The organism is Isoptericola sp. NPDC019482 (assembly GCF_040632295.1).
Classification (GTDB): Bacteria; Actinomycetota; Actinomycetes; order Actinomycetales; family Cellulomonadaceae; genus Isoptericola.
The window spans coordinates 62939-89796 of the sequence record NZ_JBEYBQ010000007.1; the positions used below are offsets into that span (position 1 = coordinate 62939).

The following is a 26858-nucleotide window of genomic DNA, read 5'->3' on the forward strand; positions in this document are numbered from 1 at the left end:
CGCTTGCGCGCGTCTCGCCCGACGGGGTCGGATGTCGCCATGACTGATCCCGCCCCCGCGCCCGAGGCACGCCGGTTCCCCGACCTGTGGGTGGACCCCGAGGAGGACCCCCGCCAGCAGTGGGCCGACCCGGTCGGCGAGCTGCAGACCCACTGGTCCTACCTGCGGTCCTACCGCGCCACGTTCGAGATGAAGTGCGAAGGGCTCGACGCCGAGCAGCTCGCGCGCCGCTCCGTGCCGCCGTCGACCCTGTCCCTGCTGGGTCTGCTGCGGCACCTGGCGAAGGTGGAGCACTCCTGGTCCCGCCGCGTGCTCCAGGGCGCGATGGACCTGCCGAAGCTCTACGTCGCCGACGGCGGCCCGGACTGGGACTTCGACGGCGCCGTCGCGGACCCGGACGTCGTCGCGGAGGCGTGGGCCACCTGGCGGCGCGAGACGGCGGCCGCCGACGACTGGCTCGCGACCCAGACCGACGAGGACATGGGGCGGGTCGTCCCGTTCGACGGCACCACCTCGACCGTGCGCGACATCCTCGAGCACCTCGTCGAGGAGTACGCCCGGCACGCCGGGCACGCCGACCTGCTGCGCGAGTGCATCGACGGTCGTACCGGTCAGTAACCCCTTCGCGCCGGAGAAGCTCGGGCCGGGCCGCGACGTGGCGGCCCGGCCCGAGCTTCTCCCGTGGTTCGAGGTGGTCCGTCAGGCGGGGACGCTCGCCGTCTCCTCCGCCTGCTCACGGTCCACGCGCGCCGCGCGGAGGCGGGACATGATGACCGCGCCGAAGGCGATGCCCGCCGCGACGACCGCGATGGCGATGCGCACCGCCTGGTTCGCGTCGGCCGGCACGCTCAGCATGACCACGGCGGGCGCGATGAGCACCGACACCAGGTTCATGACCTTGATGAGCGGGTTGATCGCGGGGCCGGCAGTGTCCTTGAACGGGTCGCCGACGGTGTCGCCGATGACGGTGGCGGCGTGCGCCTCGGAGCCCTTGCCCCCGTAGGCGCCGTCCTCGACGATCTTCTTCGCGTTGTCCCAGGCGCCGCCCGAGTTGGCGAGGAAGACGGCCATGAGGACGCCCGCACCGATCGCCCCGCCGAGGAAGCCCGCGAGCGGCCCGACGCCGAGGCCGAAGCCGACCGCGATGGGCGCGAACGCCGCGAGCAGGCCGGGGGTGGCGAGCTCGCGCAACGAGTCGCGGGTGCAGATGTCCACGACGCGGCCGTACTCGGGCCGCTCCTCGTACGTCATGATCCCGGGGTGCTCGCGAAACTGGCGCCGCACCTCGAACACGATCGCGCCGGCCGCGCGGGTCACGGCGTCGATGGCGAGGCCGGAGAACAGGAACACGGTGGCGGCACCGAGGATCACGCCCACGAGCGTCACCGGCGACACGATGTCGAAGCTCAGCATGGCCGGGACCAGCCCGGCGCCCCGCTCCGCGACGTCCGCCAGGGCCGTCGAGACGGCGTCGGCGTACGAGCCGAACAGCGCCGTCGCGGCGAGCACCGCCGTCGCGATGGCGATGCCCTTGGTGATGGCCTTCGTCGTGTTGCCCACCGCGTCGAGGTCCGTGAGGATCTGCGCGGCCTCCTCGTCGACGTCGCCGGACATCTCGGCGATGCCCTGCGCGTTGTCGCTCACCGGGCCGAAGGTGTCCATCGCGACGATGACGCCCACCGTGGTGAGCAGGCCGCAGCCCGCGAGCGCCACGAGGAAGAGCGACAGCCAGAGCGACCCGCCGGCGAGCAGGAAGACGCCGCAGATCGCGGCGGCGATCACGCCCGCCGTGTACACGGCGGACTCGAAGCCGACCCCGATGCCGGACAGCACGACCGTGGCCGCGCCGGTGCGCGACGTCGCCGCGACGTGCAGCGTGGGCTTCGACGTCGTACCCGTGAAGTAGCCGGTGATCCACAGGATGACGCCCGCGAGGACGACGCCGATGATGACGGCCAGGGAGGCGACGACGCGCGGGTCCGCGGTGATCTCGCCCAGGTCGGCGGTGCCGGAGAGCTCGGCGAACGACGACGGCAGGTAGACGAAGGCGGCGACGGCCGCGAGCAGGGCCCCGACGACGGCTGACAGGTAGAAGCCGCGGTTGATGGCCTTGAGGCCGTTCTCGCTGCCCCGCACGCGGGTGACGAGCACGCCCAGCAGCGCGACGAACGCGCCTACGGCCGTCACGATCAGGGGGAAGACCAGGCCCTGCTCCCCCATGACGGCCTTGCCGAGGATGAGGGCGGCGACCAGGGTCACGGCGTAGGACTCGAACAGGTCGGCGGCCATGCCGGCGCAGTCGCCGACGTTGTCGCCCACGTTGTCCGCGATGGTGGCGGCGTTGCGCGGGTCGTCCTCGGGGATGCCCTGCTCGACCTTGCCGACCAGGTCGGCGCCGACGTCGGCCGCCTTGGTGAAGATGCCGCCGCCGACCCGCATGAACATGGCCAGCAGCGCGGCCCCGAAGCCGAAGCCCTCCAGCACGGCGGGTGCCTCGGTGCGGTACACGAGCACGACGAGCGCAGCCCCCAGCAGACCCAGACCCACCACGGACATGCCGACCACGCCGCCGGTGCGGAAGGCGATCCGAGCGCCCTCGGCGCGCCCGTCGGGGCGGGTCGACGCCGCCGCCACCCGCACGTTGGCGCGCACCGCGAGCCACATGCCCAGGTACCCGATGGCCGCCGAGAACCCGGCGCCGACGAGGAACGCGATCGAGCGGCCCACCCGGACCCCGCCGTCGCCCGGCAGCAGGAACAGCAGGGCGAACACCACGACGGCGAAGATCGCGAGGGTGCGGAACTGGCGGTTGAGGTAGGCGGACGCCCCCTCCTGGACGCCGCGCCCGATCTCCTGCATGCCGGACGTCCCCTCGGGGGCGGCGAGCACCTGTCTGCGCAGCGCGATCGCGCACAGGAGCGCGGCCAGACCGATCACCCCGATCACCACGACGATCACGACGCTGCTGGACCCGAACGTGAGCATCCGTCCTCCTTGACGTGCGTCCTCGACCCGACGGGGTCGGCGGTGACCACCCGTCGGTAAGGTCCCGCCGTCGCCGTTGACGGCGGGATGCCGGGGAGTCTACCCACATGTGACGGCCGTCACGAACCACCGTGGAATCCTGACCCCAACGTTTCCCGTCCCCCAGCCGTCCCAGCGGGTGAGGACGGCACGGGAGGGACTGGTGGATCGACGATGAGTCGCTGGGAGGACGAGCTCGCCGAGCTCGCGCGAGCACGGGGCCGCGCCCTGGTCGGGTACGCCTACGTGCTCTGCGGGGACCAACGGCTCGCGGAGGACCTGGTGCAGGACGCCCTGGTCAAGGTGTTCGCGCGGCTGCGCCGCGGGCCCGCCCCGGACGCGCGAGGCGGGCCGGAGGTGCACCCGCTCGACGGCGGAGGGACGAGCGAGGCGTACGTGCGGCGCGCGATCCTCACGCTCTTCCTCGACGAGCACCGGCGCACCAAGCGCTGGGTGGCGGCGCGCCCGCTGGTGGCCACCGACGACCGCGTGCGCGGCGCGGCCTCGGGCGCGACGGCGCGGGCCGACGTCGCCGCCGCGCTCGGGCGCCTGGCTCCGCGCGAGCGGGCCTGCGTCGTCCTGCGGTACTTCGAGGACCTCACGGTGCCGCAGGTGGCCGACGCGCTCGGGCTCGCCCAGGGCACGGTCAAGCGGTACCTCGCGGACGCGACGGCCACGCTCCGCGACGTGCTGCGGGTGCCCGACGACGACGTCCTGCGTGCCGCCGGCCCCGCGGGCCGCGGCGGCACGGACGTCACCACGACCACGACGGCCGGACGGAGGGCAGGACGATGAGCACGCACCACGCGCGGGACGACTGGGCGGACGCGCGCACCGACGAGGCGCTGCGCCGCGGGCTCGACGCCCTGGCCGGCGCCGGCGCCGCGGCGTCGACCCTCGACGGCGCGCTGGGCTCGGTGCGGCGGCGCGTGCGCCGCCGCCGGACGGTGAAGCAGGCCGGCATCGGCGCCATGACGCTCGCCGTCGCCGCCGGGCTGGTGCTGGGCGGCGCCGCGCTGCTCCCCGACGCGCCGCAGCCGCTGCCCGGGCCGGCGAACAGCCCGACGCCGACGCCGTCGGGGACGCCGTCCGGCACCGACGACGCGCAGGCGACGGGCGGTACGCGCGCCGCCGACCTGATCCAGCCCGGGTACCAGCCGGGCTGGCTCGAGGGCACCGGGCTGACGTGCGGCATGCCGGCCGAGGACGTCGCGCCGCAGGGCGGCGACACCTACCGCATGATCCTCGTCCCCAGCGGCGACGACCTCGGCGGGGCGGCGCTGGGCGACGGGTACGCGGCGAGCACGATCTCGATCACGACGACGACCCGGGTCGACGAGACGGTTCCGGCGGACGCCGTCCTCCTGGGCCCCACGCTGGTGTGGGCCCAGGACGGGCAGGTGGTCGACCTGGGCACCGACCAGACCGAGACCCCGGTGGACCTCGTCGCCGGACCCCTGGAGCGCGCCGCCACCGACTCCCCGACGACGACCTGCGCCCCGGACGGCCGGGCGGAGGGCCGCACCGCGTTCCCGCACCCGCTGCCCGACGGTCGGTACCAGGTGCGGGCCTACGGCGTGGCGTGGTCGGACGACTTCACCCGCGCCACCGTGGTGGCCTCGCCGTCGTGGATCGACGTCGACGTCGACGCGGACGGCGCGCACGTGCCTCACCGTGACCGCGGTGTCCTCGGGAGCGACGACTGCTCGGCCGCCGAGATCGACGCCGGGGTGCCGGACCTCTCCGAGGTGGACGAACCGGCCCGCAGCACCGCGGCCACGCTGCTGAACGCCGCCCTGGAGTGCGACGACAACACCCTGGTCGCGCTGGCCGAGGAGGCCGGCCGCGACGACCTCAACTGGGGCGGGCGGTCTCCGCAGGAGCTGCTCGGGCTGCCCGGCGCCGAGGCGGACGAGGACGTGTACGCGATCCTCGCGCGGCTGCTCGGTGGGACCACGCCCTGTGTGATCGAGGCCGAGGCCGAGGGCGACGCCGGCGTCGAGCGGGCGTACTCGTGGCCGCGCATGTACCCCGGCGGATGCTCGGCGACGGCCGAGGACTGGCAGGACGCCGTCGACGCGGGCGCGATCACCGTGCAGGAGTCGGAGGAGATGCGCGAGGCCGGGCTGGGCGGCTACGAGGGCTGGCGGGTCGTGATCCGCGACGACGGCAGCTGGATGCAGCTCGTCGACGGGTACCTGGGGCCGCCGCGCGGCGACTGACGACATGCCGCGTGGGAGGATGACGGTCATGCCCGACGCCGTCCCCGCAGCAGCCCGCGCCCACACCGAGGACCTGGGGGCGTTCGTCTCCGCCTCGCCGTCGTCGTACCACGCCGCCCTGGAGGTGGCCCGCCGCGCGGAGGCCGCCGGCTACGTGCGGCTGGACGAGACGGCCGCGTGGGACGTCGTGCCGGGCGGGCGCTACGTCGTCGTGCGTGACGGCTCGGTGATCGCCGTCGCCGTGCCGCCGTCGGCGGGTGCGACGACGCCGTACACGATCCTGGGCACGCACACCGACTCCACCGGGTTCAAGCTCAAGCCGAAGCCAACGACCGGCCGGGACGGCTGGGTGCAGGCCGGGGTCGAGGTGTACGGCGGGCCGCTGCTCAACTCGTGGCTGGACCGCGAGGTGGAGCTCGCCGGGCGGCTGGTGACGTCGGACGGGACGGAGCACCTGGTGCGCACCGGGCCGATCGCGCGCATCCCGCAGCTCGCCATCCACCTCGACCGCTCCGCGAACGAGGGGCTGACGCTCGACAAGCAGCGGCACACGCAGCCCGTCGTCGGGCTGGGAGACGTGTCGCAGGCCGACGTGCTGGCGGAGCTCGCCGCCGCGGCCGGGGACGCCGTCGAGGCGGCGGACGTCCTCGGGTACGACGTCGTGCTCGCCGAGACGCAGCCACCGCGCGCGTTCGGTATCGGCGAGGCGCTGTGGGCGTCGCCGCGCCTGGACAACCAGCTCTCGACGCACGCGGCGATCACGGCGCTGCTCGCCGTCGCCCCCGAGGACCTCGCCGGGATCGGCGTCGTCGCCGCGTTCGACCACGAGGAGATCGGGTCCGGGTCGCGCTCGGGCGCGGCGGGCCCGTTCCTGGAGGACGTGCTGCGTCGCGTGTCGGCCGGGCTCGGCGCGTCGGAGGACGAGCGGGCGCGCGCCTTCGCGGCCTCCCTGTGCGTGTCGTCCGACGTCGGGCACGCGGTGCACCCGAACTACCCCGAGCGGCACGACCCGGCGAACCACCCGCACGCGGGCGGCGGACCGATCCTCAAGATCAACGCCAACCAGCGCTACGCGACCGACGCGCACGGCGCCGCCCGCTGGCAGGCGGCGTGCGCCGCGGCCGGAGTGCCCAGCCAGGAGTTCGTCTCCAACAACACGGTGCCCTGCGGCTCCACGACGGGGCCGATCACCGCGACCCGCCTCGGCATCCGCGTCGTCGACGTCGGCGCCGCCATCCTGTCGATGCACTCCGCGCGGGAGCTCACCGCCGTCGTCGACCCCTGGTACCTCTCCCGCGCGATGCAGGCCGTGCTCGCCGCCTGACCACCGCCCCTGGTGGGCGCTGACCTGGTGCAGTTCCGCGTCGGACAGCACCTCAACAGCGCCCAGCACAGCGTGCCTCGCGCCGGCCGGGCACGCCCGGCCCGGGCCTCAGGCGCGGCGTCGACGGCGCACGAGCACCAGCGCCGCGCCCGCGCCGAGCAGCGCGGCGGCCGCGACCGCCAGTCCCGCCACCGCCGCGCCCGTGCGCGGCAGCTCGTCGGCCGGGGCGGACGGCGTCGCGGCCTCGACCGCCGGGGCTGCCGCCTCGACGGTCTCCTGCGCCACGACGGCGCGCTCGACGGGCGCCCCTGCGACGGTCGTCTCGTCCGCATCCAAGGACGTGTCGTCGGCCGACGTGGTGGCCACGTCGGCCGCACCGGCCGTCGGCTGCTCCTCATCCACGGCGGGCGCATCGGTCACGTCGCCGGACTCTTCGGGGGCGTCGGTGGCCGCCTCAGGGGCTGTTCGGTCGTCCGACTGCTCGGGCGGCGCCGACCCCTCCGGCGTCGGCACGGGGGGTGTCGGCGCCGTGGGCGTCGGGGCCGGGGCGTCGGTCGTGCAGACGCGCTCCTGTCCACCCGCACCGAAGTGCTCGTTGTAGTCGTGTACCTGAACCCAGGTCACGCAGACCTCCGCGGCATGGGGCAGCACGTACGACCAGGGAAGGAAGGACTCGCCGATCAGCCACGCGTCAGGGTCGTTGTTCTGGCTCTCGATGTGGACGTTGACGTGGGGCATCTCCCGGCCGTCGACGGTGAACTCCACATTCACGTCGTCGCTCTCCCTGAACGCGACTCCGTCGGGAAGCCTCAGCCCGTCGGTGGTGACCGTGTAGGGCGGCGCATCCTCGGTGCCACCTGCCATCGCGGGCGCGGCGGAGATCAGAAGAAGGGCGGCGGCGGTCGCCGCCACGGTGGCATGGCGCATCAGGGGTCCTTAGTCGGCGCAGCGTCGGGGAGCGCGGGGCCAGCCCCCGGACGGGGCGGCATGCGGGCGCGACCGGATCCTAGGGTCTCCGATGCCCGCGAAGTGCCGCTTTCTCATGATGCGACCTGGATGTCCGGATGGCTGTCCGCGCCGGCTGCTCGCGGGAGTCACGGCCCTCGGGCTCACGGCACGGTGCGAGACTGTCGCCCGTGCCCGCCACCCCCGCGCCCGAGGCCGAGCAGCACCCGCTGCTCGACGTGCTCACCGCGCACGGGGCGCGGGCGGACCGGCTCACGCACGTGCGCACCTTCCCGGCCCGCGCCGGGGTGACCTCCGACTGGCCCGCCTGGGCGGACCCGGGCGTGGTCGCCGGCTACCGCGCGCTCGGCGTGGACCGCCCGTGGGCGCACCAGGTCGAGGCCGCCGACGCTGCCCGGTCAGGGCGGCACGTCGCGCTAGCGACGTCGACCGGGTCGGGCAAGTCGCTCGCCTTCTGGCTGCCCGCGCTCACGGCGGTGCGCGGACCGGAGCCCGCCACCGTGCTCTACCTGTCCCCCACCAAGGCGCTGGCGGCCGACCAGCTCGCCGGCCTGGAGCGGCTGGTCGCGGGGATGCCGGGCCCCCGTCCCCGCGTCGCGACCTGCGACGGCGACACCCCGACGGAGGAGCGCCGCTGGGTGACCGAGCACGCCGACGTGGTGCTCACGAACCCCGACTTCCTGCACTTCTCGCTGCTGCCCGGCCACCGGCGGTGGTCGCGGCTGCTGCGCGGGCTGCGGTACGTCGTCGTCGACGAGGGGCACGCGTACCGCGGCGTCTTCGGCGCGCACGTGTCGCTCGTGCTCCGGCGCCTCACGCGGCTGGCCGCCCACTACCGCCCCCTGTCGGACACGCAGTTCACCGGGGTGAGCGCAGCGTCCGACCGTCGCGAGGCACCGCCCGACGTGTCAGACGCGCAGCTCACCGGGGCGCGCTCACGGTCCGACAGGTCGCCGGTGTTCGTGGTGGCCAGCGCGACGACGGCGGAGCCCGCGGCGAGCACGGCGCGGCTGGTGGGGGTGGCGCCCGAGGAGGTCGTCGCGGTGACGGCGGACGCGTCGCCGGCGGGACGGCGCACGTTCGCGCTGTGGCAGCCGCCGGAGGTGGCCGCGTTCGACCGGTCGCGGGCCACCGGCGACGCGCCCACGCACGACGACGACCCGTGGGCGCTGCCCGACCCGCTCGACCCGGCGCACACCGAGCACGAGGCCGAGGCCGTGCTCACGACGCGCGGCGCCGCCGAGCACCCGCGGCGGTCGGCGACCGCGGAGACGGCGGACCTGCTCGCCGACCTCACGGCCTCCGGCGCGCGCACGCTCGCGTTCACCCGGTCGCGACGCGGGGCGGAGTCGGTGGCGCAGCAGGCGCGCGACCACCTGCGCCCGGTGGCCGCGGGGCTCGAGTCCCGGGTGGCGAGCTACCGCGGCGGGTACCTGCCGGAGGAGCGCCGGGAGCTCGAGCAGGCGCTGCGCACCGGCGAGCTGCGCGGGCTGGCGACGACCAACGCGCTCGAGCTGGGCGTCGACATCTCTGGGCTGGACGCCGTGCTCGTCGCCGGCTGGCCGGGCACGCGCGTGTCCCTCTGGCAGCAGGCGGGGCGCGCCGGACGCGCGGGCGCCGAGGGCCTGGTCGCGTTCGTCGCCCGAGAGGACCCGCTCGACACGTACCTCGTGACCCATCCCGAGGCGGTGTTCGACGCCGCGCTCGAGGCCACCGTCTTCGACCCTGCCAACCCGCACGTGCTCGCGCCGCAGCTGTGCGCCGCCGCGCAGGAGGTGCCGCTGCGCGCCGAGGACCTGGCCGCTTTCGGCGACCCACGGGCCGTGCGCGAGGTGCTCGACGTGCTCGTCGCGCGCGGCGCGCTGCGGCGTCGCCCGTCCGGCTGGTACTGGACGCACGCGCAGCCGGCGTCGGCGATGGCGGACCTGCGCGGCACGGGCGGGCGGCCCGTGCGCGTCGTCGAGGCGACGACGGGGCGGTTGCTCGGCACCGTCGACGCCGGGTCGGCGGACGGGCAGGTGCACGACGGAGCGGTGTACGTGCACCAGGGCGCGACGTTCGTCGTCGACCACCTGGACCTCGCCGAGCACGTGGCGTTCGTGGTGCGCAGGGACGTGGAGCACGGCACCTGGTCGCACGAGGTCATGGAGATCGCCATCGACGAGGACGGGCACCGACCCGTCGAGGGCCGGGACTGGGGTCCGGTCCGCTGGGGTCTCGGGCCGGTCGAGGTGACGAGCCAGGTCGTGAGCTTCCAGCGCCGCCGCCTGCCCGACATGCAGGTGCTCGGCACGGAGCCGCTCGACCTGCCGTCGCGCACGCTCGCCACGACCGCCGTCTGGTGGTCGGTGCCGGACTTCGTGCTGCGGGCCGCGGGCGTGTCCGCCGACGAGACGCCGGGGGCGCTGCACGCGGCCGAGCACGCCTCGATCGGGCTGCTGCCGCTGCTGGCGACGTGCGACCGCTGGGACCTGGGCGGCGTGTCCACCGAGGTGCACCCCGACACCGGGGAGGCCACGGTGTTCGTGTACGACGCGTACCCGGGCGGCGCCGGCTTCGCCGAGCGCGGGTACGAGCTGGGTGCCCGCTGGCTGCGCGCCACGCGCGACGCGATCGCCGCGTGCCCCTGCGCGGAGGGCTGCCCGGCGTGCGTGCAGTCGCCCAAGTGCGGCAGCGACAACGCGCCCCTCGACAAGTCCGCGGCCGTGCGCTTGTTGGGTGCCGTGCTGAGCCACGCGCCGGCGGAACCTACCATCGTGAGGTGACTACCGAGATCGACCTCGCCGAACGCCGCCGTTCCCGCGAGGACACGCGCGTCGACCCAGCCAACTCCCGCTCGTGGCTGCTGCTGTCGGCCCTGCGCGACGACATGTTCGACGCCGCCCAGCTCTCCCGTGCCGACCAGGTGATCCTCGACTGCGAGGACGCCGTCGACGACAGCCGCAAGGACGAGGCCCGCCAGAAGGTGCTCGACTGGTTCTCCGCGGGGGGCCGCGCCTGGGTGCGCATCAACGAGCGCGGCTCGCAGGCCTGGGCCGACGACGTCCGCGCCCTCTGGGACTCGAAGGGCCTGCGCGGCGTCATGCTCGCCAAGACCGAGTCGCCCGACCAGGTCGTCGACACCGCCCAGCGGCTCGGCGGCAGCGTGCCGGTGATCCCGCTGGTCGAGTCGGCGCTGGGTATCGAAGACGCCGTGAGCATCGCGCGCGCCCCCGGTGCCTTCCGCCTCGCGTTCGGCTCCGGCGACTACCGTCGTGACACGGGTACCGCCAACGAGTCGCTCGCGATGGCGTACCCGCGCTCGCGCCTCGTCACCGCCAGCCGGATCGGCGGGCTGCCCGGCCCGATCGACGGCCCCACCGTCGGCACCAGCCACGCGCTGCTGCGCGAGCAGTCGGCGGACGGTGTGGCCCTCGGCCTCACCGCCAAGCTCTGCCTGGACCTGGAGACGCCGGCCGTCATCAACGAGTCCTTCAGCCCGTCCAGCGCCGACGTCGCGTGGGCGATCGACTTCCTGGCCGACTTCGAGGCCTCCGGCTCCGTGATCCGCGACGGCTCCGACAAGCCCCGCCTGGCCCGCGCCCGCAAGATCAGCGAGCGTGCCGCGCTGTTCAACGTCAACCCCTCCTGATCTCCGCCGCGTCCCGGCCCGGTCCCGCCTCACGGCGACGGCCCGGGCCGTGGCCCGGCGCGGGCGTGCGCGCTGGCGTCGCCGAGCGCGCCCGCCCACGGCCCCACCTCCGGCCCGACGGCGGCCCGCGACGCGCTGACACCGACGACACCGCCGTCCTCCGGGGCGCACGACACCACCTCCCCGCCGTTGCGGCGGACCGCCTCGGCCGCCGTCGCGCAGGGATCCGCGCCCTGCCGCCACGCCGTCGCGGCGGCGAGCGCGCCGAGGTCCGCCGCGGCCTGGGCCGACCCTCGTGCGCGCTGCGCGGCCCCCAGCGCACCGACGGCCAGCGCGAGCAGCACAACCACCGCCGCCAGTGCGAGCACGAGGACCGTCCCCGCCCCGCGCTCGCGGCTCGCTGCCCTCCGGTCGTCCCGAGGTGCGCGGTCGCCTCGCGACGCGCCCGCGCGCTCCGCGTCCGCGGCACGTGCTGGCGCCGTCACGGCTCGACCCACGCCGTCGCGTCCCCGGACGCCCGCACGGGCGCGCCGGCGAACCAGCCGCCCACGACGGGCCGGGTGACCGTGACCCGCACCCACGTGCCGTCCCGGGTGACGCTCAGCTCCGCGTCGTCGCCGCCGACCTGCGCGACGGCCAGCCGCGCCGCCGCGTCGTCCTCCCCGATGGCGTAGGCACGCGCCCCGGCCCGGGCCGCGTCCAGGGCGCGCATCTGCGCCGTGGACGCGGCCGCGAGGCTGAGCACCGCGACCAGCAGGAGGACCACCACCGGCAGCCCGACGGCGAGCTCGGCCGTGACCGCGCCCCGCTCGCCGCCGGCGCCCTCGCGGGCCGGCCCTCCCGGCACCCGCACCGTGCGGGCTCCTCTGTTGCGGTGCGGGCGCATCAGATCGACAGGGCCGAGCTGATGATGTTCTCCAGCAGGCCGCGCACGGTGCCGCTCTTCAGCACCGCGATCAGCAGGCCGGCGAACCCGACCGCCGCCACGGTGGCGACGGCGTACTCCGCGGTGGCGAGCCCCGCCTCCGGGTCCGGGCGCTCGGACGGCGGCCCCGCGGCCGACCCCGCGGAGGGCTCCCGGCCGTCGGCTGACACCCTCGCCCCCGTGCCCGTCGTCCCCGACTCCTGCTCGCTCTCGGCCGCCGCGCGGCCCTCGTCCTCGTTCGTCATGGCTCCTCGTGCTCCCTTCGTGGGTTTCTTGCGGTGTTCCTCTCGCGACCTGCGCCCGACTCGCCGGACCGGTCGTGTCGCGTCCGCCCGGCCGGGCGGACGCGGTGGACCCGGGCGGCGCCCGGGTCGTCGTGAGCCGGGCACGTCACCCGGACAGCAGGTCGATGCCCAGCGCGAGCAGCACGGGCACCAGGCCGACCAGCACGAACGCCGGCAGGTAGCAGGCGCCGAGCGGAAGCACGAGGCGCACCGCGAGGCGGGCCGCGGCCGTCCGGGCGGCCGCGCGACGGGCGCGGAGCAGCTCCTCTCCCGCGGCCCGCAACGCGCCGGTCGGGGACGCCCCGTCGGTCCATGCCCCGCGCAGCGCCCGCTGGGCAGGGCCGAGCCGGCCCGGCGCACCGCGCCACGCGCCGTCCCAGTCCGCGCCGAGCCGCAGCGCGTCGGCCGCTGCACGCAGTGCCGCGCCGTCGGCGGACCTCGCGCCGGAGATCATCGGTGTCGCAGGAGCTCCAGGAGCCCCGGAGGCCCTCGTCCCGGCGAGCGCCGATCCCGTGGCTTCGAGGGCCCGCGGCACCCCTGCTCCGGCGCGCAGGGCGGCCCCGACGAGCTCCAGCACGACGGGCACGTCCACCGGATCCGCCTCCGGTCCTTCGGCGTCCGAGGGCGCGCGACCGTCCACGGCAAGGCCCGCCACCCGCCTGTCGGCGGCGCGGCGTGCCAGCCACCAGGGCGTGACCGCGAGCAGCACGGCCACCAGGACCGTCCACGCTGCGCCGGAGACGGTGACCGTCCCGACCGGGACCACACTCATGCCGCCTCCTCCCCCGCCGTTCGCGCCGCCGCGACCAGCCGACGGGTCCATGCCCATCCGGCCGCGAGCAGCAGGAGTCCGAGGCCGACCGCGGCGGATCCGACGCCGCCGTCGAGCGCCGTCGCCAGCGGGTCGGCGCCCAGCACCCAGCCGAGCGCGGCCCCCAGCAGGGGCAGCCACATCAGCACCCGCGCGGTCGCCCGCGGTCCGGCCAACGACGCGTCCCGCTCCGCTCGGGCCTCCGCCTCGGCCACGAGCGCCCCCGACACGGCGTCCAGCACCGACGCCAGGGGCGCACCGACGTCCCGCGCGAGCACCGTCGCGGCCACCACCGACCGGGCATGGCGGGCCCCGCCGACCATCGGCGCCAGGGCCGCCTGGTCGGGGACGCCCGTGGTGTCGACCGGCACCCCGAGCGCCCGCGACCAGGCCGCTGCCGGCGGGGCCCCGGCCCGCAGCAGCGCCACGACCTGGGCGACGGCGACCCGCACCGCGTCCGCCTCGGTCGACGCGTCCCGTCCGCGGTGGAGCAGCACCGCGCGTCGGGAACCGGAGCGCGCGATCGCGGGGCGAGCGAGAGCGCCCGGGCGCCGTCCGCCGCGCGCCAGCACGAGCCACGCGGCGAGCGCCACCCAGAGCCCGACCGCGGCCGGTCCGGACGCCAGGTCTGCGCCCCCGCCGAGACCGGCGCCGAGGTCCGTCACGACGTCCACCGCCCCGTGAGCTCCTCCCACGCGACGTCGGGCCGTGGGTCCGCGCCCGGCTCCCACGTCGCCGCGCGGCGGACCACCAGCCGACCGTCGTCGCCACGCCCGACGAGGCCGAGCTCGGCGAGGTGTCGCCGCCCGCCGCGCCGTCGCAGGTGGAGCACCACGTCCAGCGCCGCGGCCGCCTGCGCGGCGACCGCGTCGCGCGGCATCCCCGCGAGGGCCGCGAGCGCCTCGAGCCGCGCGGGCACGTGCTCGACGGCGTTGGCGTGCACGGTGGCCATCCCGCCGTCGTGCCCGGTGTTCATCGCCAGGAGCAGCTCGCGGACCTCGGCGCCGCGGCACTCGCCCACGACGATCCGGTCGGGCCGCATCCGCAGTGCACCGCGCACCAGCTCGGTGAGCGTCACCTCGCCCACGCCCTCGACGTTGGGGCGCCGGGCCGCGAGGGACACGACGTGCCGGTGCTGCGGCGCGAGCTCGCGGGCCTCCTCGACCACGAGCACCCGCTCGGCGGGAGGCACCAGGGAGAGCAGCGCGGCGAGCAGGGTCGTCTTGCCCGTGCCGGTGCCGCCCGTCACGAGGAGGTTGGCCCGGCCGGTCACCAGGCCCCGCAGCACGCCCTCCCACCCGGCGGCAGCGCGCCGCCGGACACGAGCGACGCCACGGAGTGCGCCGCCTGCCGCAGCACGCGGAGCGCGATGACCGCCCCCGCGGGCGCGACGGGCTCCACCACGGCGTGCAGCCGGGTGCCGTCGGGCATCCGGGCGTCGACGGTCGGGGCCGCGTCGTCGAGGCGCTGGCCGGCGACGGCCGCCATCCGCACGGCGAGCGCCCGCACGGCGTCGGGAGTGCCGAGATCGAGGTCCACGCGGTGCAGGCCGTCGCCACGGTCCACCCAGACGTCGCGCGGGCCGTTGACGAGCACGTCGGTGACGTCGGGCGCGTCGAGCAGCTCCTGCAGCGGCCCGGCGCCGGTGAGCTCCGCCCGCGCGGCGCGGGTCAGGTCGGCCAGCGCCGCCGAACCGAACACGCGTCCGGTGGCCCGCAACGCGTCACGCACGGCGGCGTCGTCGAGCGCCGCGCCGGACCCGCCGACGCGTGCCCGGACGTCGTCGAGCAGGTCGCGGTCGACGAGCGCGCGGCCGGTCATGACCGCCCTCCCGCGAGCGCCGTGACCAGCGGGGCCACGGCACGCCCGAGCGGGGTCCGTCGGCCGGCGGGCGGGCCGTCGCCGCGGTCGACGGCGGCGGCCAGGCGGGGGTCCGTGCGCACGGTCGTGACCACCGGCAGCCCGACGGCGTCCCCCAGGGCGGCGGCGTCGACGCGGCCGGGAGCCGGGCGTCGGGCGACGAGCCACGGGTCCCGCACGCCGAGCTCGACGAGCTCCGCCCAGGTCGCGAGCGCCCCGGCGACGCCCGGGGCCGTGCACGGCACGACGAGCAGGACGACGTCGGCGGAGGTCACGAGCAGGCGTGCGGCCGCGGTCCAGGCCGCGGGCCGGGGCAGGTCGAGCACCACGGTCTCGCCGCCGCGGAGCAGCCCGGTGCAGACGTCCACCACGACCGCGTCGTCGGGACGGGCGGGGCTCAACCGGGACCCGGAGAGCACGGGCACCGAGTGCCAGCGGGGCAGCGCCGCGACCAGGCCGGCGCCGTCCACGTCACCGCGGGCGGCGGCCAGCTCGGTCCAGCGGGCGCCGGGCTCGTCCTCGATGCCGAGCAGCACGTCGGCGCCGGGGCCGGGCAGGTCGAGGTCCACGAGGACGGCGCCCTCCCCGGCCCGCCGCAGCCCCTGGGCGAGGGCCGCGGCCAAGGTGCTCACCCCGGCGCCGCCGCACGCGCCGACGACGGCGACCGTGCGGCGGCCGCGACCCGGCGGCCACGGCGCGGGTCCGGGCGGGGGCCACGCGGTCGTCGGCCTGGTGTCGACCAACTCAGGGCTCGGCGGCCGGGTCAACGTGCGGGTGGGTGCGTCGTCGTCCATGCGCCCAGGCTGGTCCGCGGCGCATGGACGCCGGCCCGGTAAGCGGCGATCTGTGGACGACGCCCACCTGGGGGCGGGCTCCGTGCGGCGTCAGGCCGCGGCGGCGTCCTGCGGGACGTCGTCCACCACGTCGACGGCTCGGCGGCCCCGCTCCCGCTCCGCGCGCAGCGCCGGCAGGAAGCACAGGACGCCGAGCACGCTGAACGCGCCGCCGAGCACCATCGCGAGCGGCGTCGACGCCGTCTGCGCCACCCAGCCGAGTGCGGGTGACACGACGGCGTACGACGCGAACCCCACCATCGACGCCATGGACAGCACGGTGGACCGGTTGTCGCGCCGCGCCTCGCGGTGCAGCAGAGCGCTGTAGCCCGGACCCGAGCTGCCGTGCAGCCCGTAGGTGACGAGGTAGGCGACCACCAGCATCACGGGCCCTGCGGCCAGACCCATCCAGACGGCCCCGAGGCCGTTGAGCACGCGGGCGGCCATCGCCGTGCGGGCCACCCCGAACCGGCGGCTGGCGAAGCCGCACAGGGCCGCGCCGAGGGCGAACGCTCCCCAGCCGACCGAGGCGACGGGCCCCATGACGGCGGCTGCCTGCGCCTCGCCGCCCAGCAGCTCCGCGAGCCGCACGGGTTGCAGGGACTCGAAGACCACCATCGCCGCCGCGGCGAAGATCTCGACGAGCAGCAGCCCGCGCAGCACCCGGTTGTCCCGGGCCAGCCGCAGCCCCGACGCGATGCTCGCAGGCGCCTGCCGCGCCGCGCTCGTGACCGACCGCAGCGCCACGCCCCACCGGGCCCGCGCACCGACCGGCCTGACGGCCTCGACCAGGGCGACGCCGCGTGCGACCGTCCGCGGGCGTACCTCCCGCACCAGCAGCACGACCATCACCAGGTGCACGACGGCGAGCACGCAGTACGCGGCGTACGGGAGCGCGAGCGCCGACCACGCGGCGAACGGGTGCCACCAGATCAGCCCGCCGGACACGAGCGCGCCGAGGGCGATCGACACCCCGAGGACGGTGCCCTGGTGGGCGAGCGTGCGGTCGACGTCGGCCCCGGGATGCTTCGCGTGCACGGCGTCGACGAACCACGCCTCGAGCGGGCCGGAGTCCAGCGCCCGGAACATGCCCATGAGCCCCGACGCGACGAGAAAGGCCCAGAAGGACTGCGCCAGCAGGAAGGTGGTGGCCGCCAGCACCTGCACCACGGCGGAGGCGATGAGCATCGGGCGCCGCCCGACGGCGTCGGCGGTGCCGCCGGTCGGGAGCTCGAGCGCGAACACGACGAGGCCCATCACCGAGGCGAGGGTGAGGGTCTGGCCCACGGTGAGGCCACGCTCGATCGGCAGCAGTGTCGTGACGGTGACGACCAGACCGACGGGGAACCACCGCGTGGCGGTGAGCAGGAGGAAGACGCGCTGCGGGCTCATGACTCGTCGTCCTTGGTCGAGGAGGCGCTCTCGGAACCCTCGTCGACGGCGGCGGTCCCGGTGTCGGGCACGTCGTCGGCGTCGAGCGGGAACAGGAAGCGCCACAGGTGCAGGCGCCGGGCGCGGGGGTCGCCGGTGCCGACGCGCAGGTACTTGTTGACGACGCCCTCGAGCTCCTCCGCCATCTCCGCCGCCTGCTCGGGCGTGACCTCGACCCAGGTGTCGGTCATGCCGGCCACGTCGGTCCACTCCTTCGGCCAGCTGTCGGCGACGTCGAGCCAGTGGGCGTAGTTCGTGTCGAACTGCCGGTGGTAGTCGCGCACCAGCCAGCCGAGCGCGGTCTGCGCGTCCTCGTCGCCACCGAAGTCGGAGTCGCGCCAGCCGTGGCTCTGCGTGGCCGCCGCCCAGAGCCGCTCCTTGCCGCGCCCCTCCTCCGTGTCGGTCACGAGGCCGACGGACTCCAGCTTGCGCAGGTGGTAGCTGGTCGCCCCCGTGTTCGTGGCCAGCTCGGCCGCGAGCGCCGTCGCCGACGCAGGACCGCCGCGCCGCAGCGCGCCGAGCAGCCGCGAGCGCAACGGGTGGGCGAGCACCTTGGCGGCCTCTGCGGTCAGCTCGAGGTGGGTGTAGGGGCGCTCCGGTTCCATGCGTGCACAGTAACCGTGCACAACTCTTCTGCACAAGACTTCTGCACAACAGTTGTGCATGAGATCCGGCCCGACCCCGCGACCCGCACGGCTAGGCTCGCCCCGTGACCGACCAGCGACCCGGACCGCGCGAGGCGGCACCGGCGCGCGTCGCGGCGTTCTTCGACCTCGACAAGACGATCATCGCGACGAGCTCGTCGGCGGCGTTCTCCAAGCCGTTCTATGCCGGGGGCCTCATCACCCGCGGGGACGTGCTGCGCAGCGCGTACGCGCACCTCCTCTTCTACGCCGGCAACGCCGACGCCGACCAGACCGAGCGGATGCGCAAGCACCTGTCCGAGCTCGCCACCGGGTGGGAGGTGAGCAAGGTGCAGCAGATCGTCGCCGAGACCGTGCACGAGCTCATCGACCCCTACGTCTACGCCGAGGCCGTGGAGCTCATCGCCGAGCACCACGAGCTCGGGCACGACGTCGTCATCGTCTCCGCCTCCGGCACCGAGCTCGTCGAGCCGATCGCCACCGTGCTGGGCGCCGACCACGTCGTCGCCACCCGCATGGCCGTCGACGACGGCCGGTACACCGGGGAGATCGAGTTCTACGCCTACGGGGAGCAGAAGGCCGAGGCCGTGCGCGAGCTCGCGGCCCGGCGCGGCTACGACCTCGAGCGCTCCTACGCCTACTCCGACTCGGTCACCGACGCCCCGATGCTGGGCGCCGTCGGCCACGGCTTCGCCGTCAACCCGGACAAGTCGCTGCGGCGCGTGGCCGCCGAGAACGGCTGGGGCGTGCTCACGTTCTCCCGGCCCGTCGCGCTGCGCTCCGCGATCCGGCCGCCCGCCGTGGCGCTCGCCGCGGGCGGCATCGTCCTCGCCGCCGTGGCCGCCTGGTTGCTCCGCCGCTGGTGGCGGCGTCGGCACGCCTGAGCGCTTGCACCCCTGGGCGGGCGGGCGTTCCATGGAAGGGAACAGCCGGACGAGGGACCCACGCTAAGGAAGTCCCCGGTTGAGGACCCACTCGGTGGGAACGACCCCACCCAGTGATCGGACCAAGCGCCTGCTACCCACGTCCGGGCTGGCGAGAACGGCGCTCGGTGTCCTGCAACCCGGGCGCCGTCCTCGTGTCCGGGCCCGGCGCCTCAGTCGGCGGGCTGCCGCTCGGGGACGCCCGCCCACTCGTCCGCGAGGACGCCGTAGGTGTAGCCGTCGACCCAGCCCAGCTCGTCGTGCCACGAGTCGCGGACGCCGTGCTGCTCGCGGCGCATCCCGAGCTTCTCCATGACCCGCCACGACGCGTCGTTCGCCGCGAAGCAGCCGGCGGTCACGCGGTGCAGGCCCAGGTCGGTGAACGCGACGTCGAGCAGGGCGCCCGCGAGGGCGGTCGCGATCCCCCGCCCCGCGTACGCCGGGTCGACGAGGTAGCCGATCGAGCCCTCGGCACGGCGCCACGAGTCGCCCTGTGGCTGGCCCATCCCGTCGCTCACCTCCAGCATGCCGGTCGCGACGACGACGCCGTCCAGGTCGGCCAGGACCACCTGGTCGTAGGGGTCGTCGAGCGCGCGGCGCCATGACGCCCGCAGCTCGTCGCCGTCCTGCGTGGTGCGCAGCAGCCACCGGGTCACGTCGGGCTCGTTGCGCCACGCCAGCACGCGGTCGACGTCGCGGCTCGTCGGGACGCGCAGGCGGAGGTCGCCCGCCTCGCGCGGCCAGGACACGTAGGGGGTCGCCATGGTCGACATCTACCAGGGCCCGACGACAGAAGCCCGGACTTTTCGCCCCGTCCCGCGACGCGCCACCCGTGCTCGGGGCTACTGCGGACGGCCGGCTCAGTAGTGCCCCGGGCTACTGCACTCGCGGACGACGACGGACGTCGCCCCAGGTCGTGGGCGCGGCCGTACCTACGGCCGGTGCCGTGCATTCCCCGCGCGCGACGACGGTCGCCGACCGTGGATGTGTCAGGCGCAGCGAGCGTCAGACCTCAGCCCACAGGGGAGGAACAGAAAAATGACGAACACGACCACGAAGAAGGGTGCCGTCAAGGGCACCGTCGCCGCTGCTGCCGGCATCGCCGTCCTGCTGGGCGGGGCCGGGACGTTCGCCGCGTGGAACGCGGACCTCAGCGTCGGACAGGGCGACACCGTCACGGCCGGTGAACTGAAGGTCGACAGCTACGAGAAGGGCGAGTGGACCGACACGAGCGACGACTCGCCGATCACCTCCATCGCCGACTTCCGCATGGTGCCGGGCGACACGCTCGTGCGCCGGGACACCGCCAAGGTCATCGCCTACGGCGACAACCTGGTGATCCAGTCGGACATCGACACCACCGCGAGTATCGCCAACGAGTTCGGCGAAGACGTGACCGTCGACGTCACGGTCGACCAGAGCGCCATCGACACCAGCGTCAAGACGGCGCAGGACCTGCCGGTCACCGTCACCGTCGCGTACGCGAGCACCGGCTCGAACGCCGGCCAGGCCGCCGCGGTCACGCTGGACGACATCGCGGTCAAGCTGACCCAGGTCACGAACTGAGCGTCTGAACCGCCGCGGGCGGCGGCTTGCTCCTCCCCCGAGCGTCGCCGCCCGCGGTCACCACCATCACGTCCCTGCGACACGAAGACAGGTATGAGATGACGCGCCAGGTCCGGTCCACGAACCCGCTGCGGGCGATGCTGCTCGCGATGGCAGCCGTTGCGGCCCTGCTCGTCACGCTGCCGGGTGCGGGCTCGTTCGCGGCGTGGAACGCCTCCACGCCGGTCGGGGGGACGGTCACCACGGGGAGCCTGGCGATCGGGACCGACGCCGTCACCGGCGGGTCGTGGACCAAGGGCTGGGCCGCGTTCGACCCCGCCGAGGACCGGCTCAGCGCCGGCACCACGCTCACGTACACGGTCTGGAACGTGCCCGTCACCGCCGTCGGGGACAACCTCGAGGCGTCGTTCGAGCCGGGGGTCACCGGTGCCTTCATGCCCGCCGCGATCGAGGACCACATCGCGCTGTCGGTCGCGTCGGACCCGGCGACGATCCCGGGCGGCACATCGGAGTCCACCGGCCAGAAGACGGTCGGCCTCAAGCTCACCGTCTCCGCCGACGCGAGCCTGCCGGCCGGGACCGAGACGATCGACCTCAGCAAGCTCACCGTCACGCTGAGCAACGGCCACTCGTGGACGGACACGGCGACGCTCGATGCGGGCACCCTCATCACGAGCCGGAGCTCGGCCCCCGGCGGCACGGTCAACCTGAGCTTCACGCTCGCGGACGACGCCGACCACAAGGTGGGCTTCTACCTCACCAACCCGGGCGAGGACACGACCATCAACTGGGGCAACACGACCACGGCAGCCAAGGACGGCTACAACGAGTCCCCCGTCTACACCTCCGAGGGCGCCTACATCGGCATCACCGGGACGTTCGAGGGTTTCGGCTCGAAGGAGCAGACCGTCGAGCAGATCGGCGGACTCACCCACGTCCAGGGATGGACGGACAACATCGGGTCGACGTCGGCGCGGTACGCCTTCCTCAACGCCAGCCACCTCCAGTACGTCGGTTCCCTGCCGAACGGGCTCACGGACGCCGCGTACGCGTTCAACGATGCGGGCACCGCGTCGACCGCCGAGCAGGGCATCTACATCGGGGAATGGACCCCGTCCAAGGTCACCACCATGGCCCACATGTTCGACGGCGCCACGACGTTCAAGCAGAGCAACATCTCCTGGGACACCTCCAGCGTCACCGACATGTCCTTCATGTTCGCGGGCGCGACGAGCTTCACCGGCCCGGTCAAGTTCACCGACACGAGCAACGTCACCACCATGGAGGCGATGTTCCAGGGCACCACGAGCTACACCGGCGGCACCTGGGCGGACGGCGACACCGTGCAGAACTGGGACACCTCGAAGGTCACCTCGATGGCGCACATGTTCGACGGCGCGTCGCTGTTCGACCACGACCTCCGGATGTGGGACACGTCGTCCGTCACGGACATGTCGGCCATGTTCCGCGGAGCGACGGCGTTCAACCGTGCCCTGGAGACGTGGGACACCTCGAGCGTCACGAACATGTCCGCGATGTTCCAGGGCGCCTCCGCCCTGAACCAGAACCTCAACACCGACGGCAACCGCTGGAACACGGCGCACGTCACCACGATGGCCCACATGTTCGACGGGGCGGCGACCTTCGACGGCGACGTCCAGGGGTGGAACACCTCCGCCGTGGAGGACATGAGCTTCATGTTCGCCGGTGCGGAGAACTACGACGGGACGATCCGCGAGTGGGACGTCTCGCAGGTCACCACCATGCGGTCGATGTTCGACGGCGCCGCCGCGTTCGACGGCGACCTGTCGGCGTGGACCACGTCGAGCCTCACCACCATGGAGGCCATGTTCCGCCGGGCGACGAGCTTCACAGGCACGGCCGGAGCCGGGATCGGGAGCTGGGACGTCAGCTCCGTCACGACCATGAAGAGCACGTTCGAGGACGCAGCGAGCCTTGCCGCGACGTTCCCGGGCTGGGACGTCAGCTCCGTCGCCGACATGTCGCACATGTTCGAGAACGCGGTCGACTACTCGGGCGGGCAGCTCCCCCGCTGGGACGTGTCGAGCGTCGTCACCATGTCCGCGATGTTCCGCGGCACCAAGGAGCTGTCCAAGTCCCTCAACAACTGGGGAAGCAAGACCCAGAACGTCGAGGACATGTCCTACATGTTTGCCGACTCCGGGTTCAACCAGGCTCTCGACCAGTGGGACGTGAGCTCGGTGACGACGATGAAGGGCATGTTCCAGAACGCTCGGGCCTTCTCGAAGGAGGTCAAGTGGCGGCCGGGCACGGGCACCGCCCATGTCACCGACATGTCCCACATGTTCGACGGCGCGAGCAGCTTCAACGGCGACCTCACCATGTGGAACACCGGCAAGGTCACGGCCATGGACGCCATGTTCCGCAGCGCGTCGTCGATGGTCGGGAACCTGAGTGCGTGGGACGTCTCGACGGTCACGACCCACGTCGACTTCGCCACCGGAGCGGGCGCCCTCACCGAGCCGAACTGGGGCGGCACGCCATCCGCGGCCGAGCAGGCACCGTCGTCCGACACGCAGACCGACAGCTCGAAGGCGAAGGCTGCTGACGGGCCGGCGGACGACGCCGCGTCCGGCGCCACGACGACGCCGGGTGCCGGCACCGACCCGGAGACCACGGACACCACCGCCGACACCACCGCCGACGGCGCCGACGACGGCGCCGACGACATCGCCGACGAGTCGCTCGCCCCCGAGGAGCCGGCCGGAACGGCGGGCGCGGAGGGCTCAGAGGACGCGAAGCAGGCGGTCGACGCGCTCGAGGAGGCGTGGGAGCAGGCGCAGGAGTCGGGCACCGACGAGTCGCTCCGGGCGCTCCAGGAGGCGGCGGACGCCGTCGACGCGCTGCTCGGCGCGGGCAGCGCCGATGAGATCGTGCAGCGGCTCGAGGACGAGGCGGCCGCCGCCACGCCGTCGTCGGCACGCCCGATGGCGACGTCGGAGAACGACCAGGCAGACTGAGCAACGCCCGCGAGGCAGGCCCCTCGCGGACGACCGGGGGAGGTCGACATCATCGCGGACGACGCGGCAAACGGACCGGCGGCGGAACCTGACCGCGGCCGGCAGGACCGGCACCCGGTGCTGTCGGGCCTGTGGACGGGGTTCACGTACGGCCTGCTGGGCCTGGTGCTGCTGCTGGCGGCGGTGGTGATCGTGGTGCCGAAGATGATGGGCGGCATCCCGCTGACCATCCTGTCGGGGTCGATGGAGCCGAACCTGCCGGTCGGCTCCCTCGCCGTCGTCCTGCCGGTCGAGCCGGAGGACGTCCGCATCGGCGACATCGTCACCTACCTGCCCAACCCGGACGACCCGACGGCGATCACGCACCGCGTCATCGCGATCGACAACCACCAGGACGGCTCGCGGACCTTCACCGTGCAGGGCGACGCGAACGCCACCGCCGACGACCCCGTGCAGGAGTACCAGGTGCGCGGCCGCGTCGCCTATGCCGTCCCGTGGCTGGGGTACGTCAACTCCGCCGTCAACGGTGAGCAGCGCTCGGTGGCCGTGTACGTCGTCGCCGGCGTGTTCCTCCTCTGGGCGGTCAGTCTGTGGTGGCGCGCCTGGCATGGGCGCCGCGCTCCGCAGGACGAGCAGGCGGCCTGACCGCCGTCACCCGCCGAGCTGCCGCCGGTCGGAGACGCCCAGCTTCTGCATCGCCCGGTACAGATGGCTCTCGACGGTCCGCACGGACAGGAAGAGGCGGCTGGCGATCTCGCGGTTGGCGAGGCCGTCGCGCACGAGGGTCACGATCTCGTCCTCCCGGGCGGTGAGGAGCGACGCCGGGCCGACGGCGGTGCGCGCGGTGGTGGCGCCGGTCGCCGCGGCGACGTCGTCGGCGGTGAGCGCGGCCCGCCCCTCGGCCGCACGACGCCGCTGCACGGTCGCGAGGGCGACGTGGGCCAGCGGTCCGCGCGTGCGCATGGCGCGCAACGACTCGAGGACGACGCCGCTGGTGCCGTGCGCGAGGTGCCGGTGCAGCCGTACGGCGGGCGCCAGCAGCGGCACGTGCACGGCCCCGAAGCCCTCCTCCAGTCGGGCGAGGCGTGCGTCGTCGAGCACCTGCGGCGTGAGCGCCCAGCAGAACACGGCCGACGCGGTCCAGCCGCGCGCCCACAGGTCCTCCCCCGCGGCCCACAGCGGCTCGCCGTCGGGTTCGCCGCCGGTCGCCGCGTGCTCCACCTCCATCCGGGCCCACGGCCGCATGAAGTCGAGCACGGGGACGAACGGGCGCGGGGTGCGCTCCAGCTCGTCGAGCAGGGTCCGCGCGAGGTCGTGGTGCCCGGCCCGGGCGTGCAGCATCGCGGCGAGCGCGAAGATCCGTTCGTCGTAGGGGCTCATCACCGGGCCGACGCGCCCGAGCCGCAGCACCACGCTCAGCGCGCGCAGGGCCCGGTCGTGGTCGCCGCGCAGGAACAGCGCGGTCGCGAGCCCGCGCGCCGCCAGCCGGATGCCGAACGGGCTGACCTCGTCGTAGGCGGCGCTGACGCGCTCGCGCGCCCACGTCACGGCGTCGTCCACCTGACCCACCATGAGCAGCGCGTCACCGCGCAGGGCGTCCAGCCGGTGCGTGTAGGGCCGCTGGTGGGGCGTGCCGTGCCAGCTGCCCAGCAGCTCGAGCGCGCGGTCGGGGGAGCCCGCCTCCAGCTCGGCCCGGACCTGCTGGACGACGGCGTAGCCACGCAGGGAGCGCGGGACGTCGGTCTCCACGTCGAACGCCGCGGCGTCCGGGGCGCGCTCGGGCTCGCCGTACACGTCGTCGAGGTAGTGCAGGAACGGCTCGCCGACGTCGTCGAGCGCGACCTGCCCGGACGGGCCGGGGTCGTGCAGGAACCCCTCGCGCGCCGTCCCGCCTCCCTGCACGGCCCACTGTCCGCGCAGGACGACGTAGGCCGCCACCTGCTCGGGGTCGTCGGTCGGGGCCCGCGAGGTGCCGGCGAAGATCTCGTCCGCCTCCACCGGGGCGAGGCCGTCCACGAGGTGCAGCCGCAGCAGCGGGAGCGCGCTCGCGACGTCGCGCCGCGCCGCCCACGTGTGCGACCACAATGCCGCCCGCGTGCGCACCGACTCGGTGACGATCGTGACCTGCTGGTGCACCGGCTGGTCCTCGGGCACGGGTGCCCCGGCGAGGGCCGCCAGCGGCGAGTCCCCGCCGGTGTCCTCACCGCCCGCGGGTCTGCTGACCCCGAGCATCTGCTCCGCCTGCTCGCGCAGCACCGCCCGCCTCGCACCGGTGAGGCCGGCGCGCAGCGCCTGAGCGAGCACGGGCGGGCTCACCGCGACGAGGCGGGCGTCGGGTCGCTCGTCGACGGCGACCCTCCCGGCGGCGTCGAGCGCGGCGAGCCGGTCCTCGCCGAGCAGCACGCCCGCGTGGTCGACGTCGAGCAGCCCGAACCAGGCGAGCGCCTCGAGCCCCTGGCGCAACGTGTCGGGGAGCCCGCCGAGCAGCCCGTGCACCACGGAGTCGGTCGGCACCGACTCGAGGTTGTGCACCTGCGACCACCGGCCCTGCACCTGGGCGACGGCGCCGGCCCCTGCCGCCGCGACCACCAGCGCGCCCGCGGCGCGCGGGTTCCCGCCCGACCGCCCGGTCACGGTCGCCGCGAGGCTGCCCTCGACCTGGCCGCCCAGGAGGTCGCCGATCAGCGTCGCCACCTCGTTCACGCCCAGGGGCTCGACCGGGACCGCGGCGGCCCCCCGCACGAGGACGGACCACGCGCCGTCGACCGGCACGCCCGGCGGGACGGTCGTGACGAGGCGCATCCGGTCGCGCCGCAGCCGCGCCACGCTGTCGACGACGGCGAGCGACGGGCGGTCGAGCAGGTGCGCGTCGTCGACGACGACGGTGGCCTGGCGACCGGCGAGCGCCTCGTCGAGGACGGCCGCCGCCTCGGTCGCTCCCCACCTCGGGACGGTCCCGCGGGGCCGCAGCGTGGGATGGGTGAGGAACGCGCCGAGCGGCACGGCCTCCCCGCCCGCTGCCCCGGCGAGCTCGACGACGGCCGCACCGGAGGAGCGCCGTGCGTCGGCCAGCGCCCGCAGGACGGTGCTGCGCCCTGCGCCGACGTCGCCGGTGACGTGGACGTCGTGCCCCGAGCGCAGCCATCGCAGCGCGTCGTCGAGGGTCCTGTGGTGGACGAAGGTCACCGTCGCGCCTCCCTGCTGCCGGCCCAGTCTCCGGACTCGTCGCGAACGCCCTGCTCAGGATGCCGCCGACGGGTCAGGACGGCCACCGGTGGGCGCGCCCGACGATTTTGCAAGGAAGGTGGCCGAACCGTGGGACGGCGTGACCCCGGTCACGCGCGAGGTCTAGACTCCCGACGGCGGGCCCCGCGGGGCGCCGCCGTCCCCGGGGCGCGACACGTCGCGCCGG

At 74.9% G+C, this 26858-nt stretch carries 24 protein-coding genes; 10 read left to right on the plus strand and 14 right to left on the minus strand.

Annotated features, from left to right (window positions below; translation table 11 throughout):
- Positions 1-39: 39 nt before the first annotated feature.
- Complete coding sequence (locus ABZ493_RS07380) at positions 40-618, plus strand: DinB family protein (RefSeq protein WP_430581527.1); 579 nt, start codon at positions 40-42, stop codon at positions 616-618.
- Between the two features lie 81 nt (positions 619-699).
- Here the strand turns inward: ABZ493_RS07380 and ABZ493_RS07385 are convergent, their stop codons facing one another.
- Complete coding sequence (locus ABZ493_RS07385) at positions 700-2985, minus strand: sodium-translocating pyrophosphatase (protein ID WP_430581528.1); 2286 nt, start codon at positions 2983-2985, stop codon at positions 700-702.
- Between the two features lie 213 nt (positions 2986-3198).
- Here ABZ493_RS07385 and ABZ493_RS07390 point away from each other — a divergent pair, with 213 nt between their 5' ends.
- From ABZ493_RS07390 to ABZ493_RS07400, 3 genes are read left to right on the plus strand one after another with little or no spacing between them, the layout of a single operon-like run.
- Positions 3199-3819: a sigma-70 family RNA polymerase sigma factor gene (locus tag ABZ493_RS07390; RefSeq protein ID WP_430581529.1), complete on the plus strand. Its 621-nt coding sequence runs from the start codon at positions 3199-3201 to the stop codon at positions 3817-3819.
- Complete coding sequence (locus tag ABZ493_RS07395) at positions 3816-5246, plus strand: hypothetical protein (protein WP_430581530.1); 1431 nt, start codon at positions 3816-3818, stop codon at positions 5244-5246. Before ABZ493_RS07390 ends, ABZ493_RS07395 begins: the two co-directional genes overlap by 4 nt.
- A 28-nt stretch (positions 5247-5274) precedes the next feature.
- On the plus strand, positions 5275-6570 hold the full coding sequence (locus ABZ493_RS07400; RefSeq protein WP_430581531.1) for a M18 family aminopeptidase: 1296 nt from the start codon (positions 5275-5277) through the stop codon (positions 6568-6570).
- A gap of 108 nt (positions 6571-6678) precedes the next feature.
- On the opposite strand, the gene ABZ493_RS07405 is transcribed toward ABZ493_RS07400, so the two are convergent.
- Positions 6679-7497, minus strand: a complete 819-nt coding sequence (locus ABZ493_RS07405) for an LPXTG cell wall anchor domain-containing protein (protein ID WP_430581532.1) — start codon at positions 7495-7497, stop codon at positions 6679-6681.
- A 209-nt stretch (positions 7498-7706) separates the two neighbouring features.
- Between ABZ493_RS07405 and ABZ493_RS07410 the strand changes: the two genes are divergently transcribed.
- Positions 7707-10301, plus strand: coding sequence for a DEAD/DEAH box helicase (locus ABZ493_RS07410; RefSeq protein WP_430581533.1), 2595 nt, complete (start codon positions 7707-7709; stop codon positions 10299-10301).
- Between the two features lie 8 nt (positions 10302-10309).
- Positions 10310-11167 (plus strand): CoA ester lyase, encoded by an 858-nt coding sequence (locus tag ABZ493_RS07415; RefSeq protein WP_430581602.1) that lies wholly within the window; start codon positions 10310-10312, stop codon positions 11165-11167.
- 29 nt (positions 11168-11196) lie between these two features.
- Here the strand turns inward: ABZ493_RS07415 and ABZ493_RS07420 are convergent, their stop codons facing one another.
- The 10 genes from ABZ493_RS07420 to ABZ493_RS07465 all read right to left on the minus strand — a co-directional run bounded on the left by ABZ493_RS07420 (position 11197) and on the right by ABZ493_RS07465 (position 17916).
- The gene (locus ABZ493_RS07420) at positions 11197-11652 is read right to left on the minus strand and encodes an Rv3654c family TadE-like protein (RefSeq protein ID WP_430581534.1); all 456 of its coding nucleotides are present in this window, start codon (positions 11650-11652) and stop codon (positions 11197-11199) included.
- On the minus strand, positions 11649-12020 hold the full coding sequence (locus tag ABZ493_RS07425; protein WP_430581535.1) for a TadE family type IV pilus minor pilin: 372 nt from the start codon (positions 12018-12020) through the stop codon (positions 11649-11651). Before ABZ493_RS07425 ends, ABZ493_RS07420 begins: the two co-directional genes overlap by 4 nt.
- A gap of 32 nt (positions 12021-12052) precedes the next feature.
- On the minus strand, positions 12053-12337 hold the full coding sequence (locus ABZ493_RS07430) for a DUF4244 domain-containing protein (protein WP_430581536.1): 285 nt from the start codon (positions 12335-12337) through the stop codon (positions 12053-12055).
- A gap of 145 nt (positions 12338-12482) precedes the next feature.
- A complete protein-coding gene (locus ABZ493_RS07435; RefSeq protein ID WP_430581537.1) occupies positions 12483-13148 on the minus strand; it encodes a secretion system protein in 666 nt (221 codons plus the stop codon).
- Positions 13145-13861 (minus strand): hypothetical protein, encoded by a 717-nt coding sequence (locus ABZ493_RS07440; RefSeq protein ID WP_430581538.1) that lies wholly within the window; start codon positions 13859-13861, stop codon positions 13145-13147. The genes ABZ493_RS07435 and ABZ493_RS07440 overlap by 4 nt, the downstream gene beginning before the upstream one ends.
- Complete coding sequence (locus ABZ493_RS07445; RefSeq protein ID WP_430581539.1) at positions 13849-14475, minus strand: ATPase, T2SS/T4P/T4SS family; 627 nt, start codon at positions 14473-14475, stop codon at positions 13849-13851. The genes ABZ493_RS07440 and ABZ493_RS07445 overlap by 13 nt, the downstream gene beginning before the upstream one ends.
- Positions 14457-15008: an ATPase, T2SS/T4P/T4SS family gene (locus tag ABZ493_RS07450; RefSeq protein WP_430581540.1), complete on the minus strand. Its 552-nt coding sequence runs from the start codon at positions 15006-15008 to the stop codon at positions 14457-14459. Before ABZ493_RS07450 ends, ABZ493_RS07445 begins: the two co-directional genes overlap by 19 nt.
- Positions 15005-15841: a septum site-determining protein Ssd gene (ssd, locus tag ABZ493_RS07455; RefSeq protein WP_430581541.1), complete on the minus strand. Its 837-nt coding sequence runs from the start codon at positions 15839-15841 to the stop codon at positions 15005-15007. Before ssd ends, ABZ493_RS07450 begins: the two co-directional genes overlap by 4 nt.
- Before the next feature lie 90 nt (positions 15842-15931).
- On the minus strand, positions 15932-17272 hold the full coding sequence (locus tag ABZ493_RS07460; protein WP_430581542.1) for an MFS transporter: 1341 nt from the start codon (positions 17270-17272) through the stop codon (positions 15932-15934).
- On the minus strand, positions 17269-17916 hold the full coding sequence (locus ABZ493_RS07465) for a helix-turn-helix domain-containing protein (protein ID WP_430581543.1): 648 nt from the start codon (positions 17914-17916) through the stop codon (positions 17269-17271). The genes ABZ493_RS07460 and ABZ493_RS07465 overlap by 4 nt, the downstream gene beginning before the upstream one ends.
- A 104-nt stretch (positions 17917-18020) precedes the next feature.
- On the opposite strand from ABZ493_RS07465, the gene ABZ493_RS07470 reads away from it, so the two are divergent.
- On the plus strand, positions 18021-18839 hold the full coding sequence (locus ABZ493_RS07470) for an HAD-IB family hydrolase (protein WP_430581544.1): 819 nt from the start codon (positions 18021-18023) through the stop codon (positions 18837-18839).
- Positions 18840-19051: 212 nt separating this feature from the next.
- Here the strand turns inward: ABZ493_RS07470 and ABZ493_RS07475 are convergent, their stop codons facing one another.
- Positions 19052-19642 carry a GNAT family protein gene (locus tag ABZ493_RS07475; protein ID WP_430581545.1) on the minus strand — a complete coding sequence of 197 codons (591 nt, stop codon included), beginning with the start codon at positions 19640-19642 and terminating at the stop codon, positions 19052-19054.
- A gap of 274 nt (positions 19643-19916) precedes the next feature.
- Here ABZ493_RS07475 and ABZ493_RS07480 point away from each other — a divergent pair, with 274 nt between their 5' ends.
- The 3 genes from ABZ493_RS07480 to ABZ493_RS07490 all read left to right on the plus strand — a co-directional run bounded on the left by ABZ493_RS07480 (position 19917) and on the right by ABZ493_RS07490 (position 24091).
- On the plus strand, positions 19917-20444 hold the full coding sequence (locus tag ABZ493_RS07480; RefSeq protein ID WP_430581546.1) for an alternate-type signal peptide domain-containing protein: 528 nt from the start codon (positions 19917-19919) through the stop codon (positions 20442-20444).
- Between the two features lie 98 nt (positions 20445-20542).
- The gene (locus tag ABZ493_RS07485) at positions 20543-23446 is read left to right on the plus strand and encodes a BspA family leucine-rich repeat surface protein (protein ID WP_430581547.1); all 2904 of its coding nucleotides are present in this window, start codon (positions 20543-20545) and stop codon (positions 23444-23446) included.
- 117 nt (positions 23447-23563) lie between these two features.
- On the plus strand, positions 23564-24091 hold the full coding sequence (locus ABZ493_RS07490) for a signal peptidase I (RefSeq protein WP_430581548.1): 528 nt from the start codon (positions 23564-23566) through the stop codon (positions 24089-24091).
- Between the two features lie 6 nt (positions 24092-24097).
- Here ABZ493_RS07490 and ABZ493_RS07495 read toward each other — a convergent pair whose 3' ends face one another.
- Positions 24098-26632, minus strand: a complete 2535-nt coding sequence (locus ABZ493_RS07495) for a helix-turn-helix transcriptional regulator (protein ID WP_430581549.1) — start codon at positions 26630-26632, stop codon at positions 24098-24100.
- Positions 26633-26858: the final 226 nt, after the last annotated feature.

What these genes read in the sequence shown, in the direction of transcription:
- ABZ493_RS07395 (WP_430581530.1), top strand. Translation starts at nt 3,816, where the DNA reads ATGAGCACGCACCACGCGCGGGACGACTGGGCGGACGCGCGCACCGAC.
- ABZ493_RS07450 (WP_430581540.1), bottom strand. Translation starts at nt 15,008, where the DNA reads ATGACCGGCCGCGCGCTCGTCGACCGCGACCTGCTCGACGACGTCCGG.
- ABZ493_RS07465 (WP_430581543.1), bottom strand. Translation starts at nt 17,916, where the DNA reads ATGGAACCGGAGCGCCCCTACACCCACCTCGAGCTGACCGCAGAGGCC.
- ABZ493_RS07480 (WP_430581546.1), top strand. Translation starts at nt 19,917, where the DNA reads ATGACGAACACGACCACGAAGAAGGGTGCCGTCAAGGGCACCGTCGCC.
- ABZ493_RS07390 (WP_430581529.1), top strand. Translation starts at nt 3,199, where the DNA reads ATGAGTCGCTGGGAGGACGAGCTCGCCGAGCTCGCGCGAGCACGGGGC.
- ABZ493_RS07460 (WP_430581542.1), bottom strand. Translation starts at nt 17,272, where the DNA reads ATGAGCCCGCAGCGCGTCTTCCTCCTGCTCACCGCCACGCGGTGGTTC.
- ABZ493_RS07380 (WP_430581527.1), top strand. Translation starts at nt 40, where the DNA reads ATGACTGATCCCGCCCCCGCGCCCGAGGCACGCCGGTTCCCCGACCTG.
- ssd (WP_430581541.1), bottom strand. Translation starts at nt 15,841, where the DNA reads ATGGACGACGACGCACCCACCCGCACGTTGACCCGGCCGCCGAGCCCT.
- ABZ493_RS07485 (WP_430581547.1), top strand. Translation starts at nt 20,543, where the DNA reads ATGACGCGCCAGGTCCGGTCCACGAACCCGCTGCGGGCGATGCTGCTC.
- ABZ493_RS07405 (WP_430581532.1), bottom strand. Translation starts at nt 7,497, where the DNA reads ATGCGCCATGCCACCGTGGCGGCGACCGCCGCCGCCCTTCTTCTGATC.
- ABZ493_RS07435 (WP_430581537.1), bottom strand. Translation starts at nt 13,148, where the DNA reads ATGAGTGTGGTCCCGGTCGGGACGGTCACCGTCTCCGGCGCAGCGTGG.
- ABZ493_RS07475 (WP_430581545.1), bottom strand. Translation starts at nt 19,642, where the DNA reads ATGGCGACCCCCTACGTGTCCTGGCCGCGCGAGGCGGGCGACCTCCGC.
- ABZ493_RS07430 (WP_430581536.1), bottom strand. Translation starts at nt 12,337, where the DNA reads ATGACGAACGAGGACGAGGGCCGCGCGGCGGCCGAGAGCGAGCAGGAG.
- ABZ493_RS07385 (WP_430581528.1), bottom strand. Translation starts at nt 2,985, where the DNA reads ATGCTCACGTTCGGGTCCAGCAGCGTCGTGATCGTCGTGGTGATCGGG.
- ABZ493_RS07400 (WP_430581531.1), top strand. Translation starts at nt 5,275, where the DNA reads ATGCCCGACGCCGTCCCCGCAGCAGCCCGCGCCCACACCGAGGACCTG.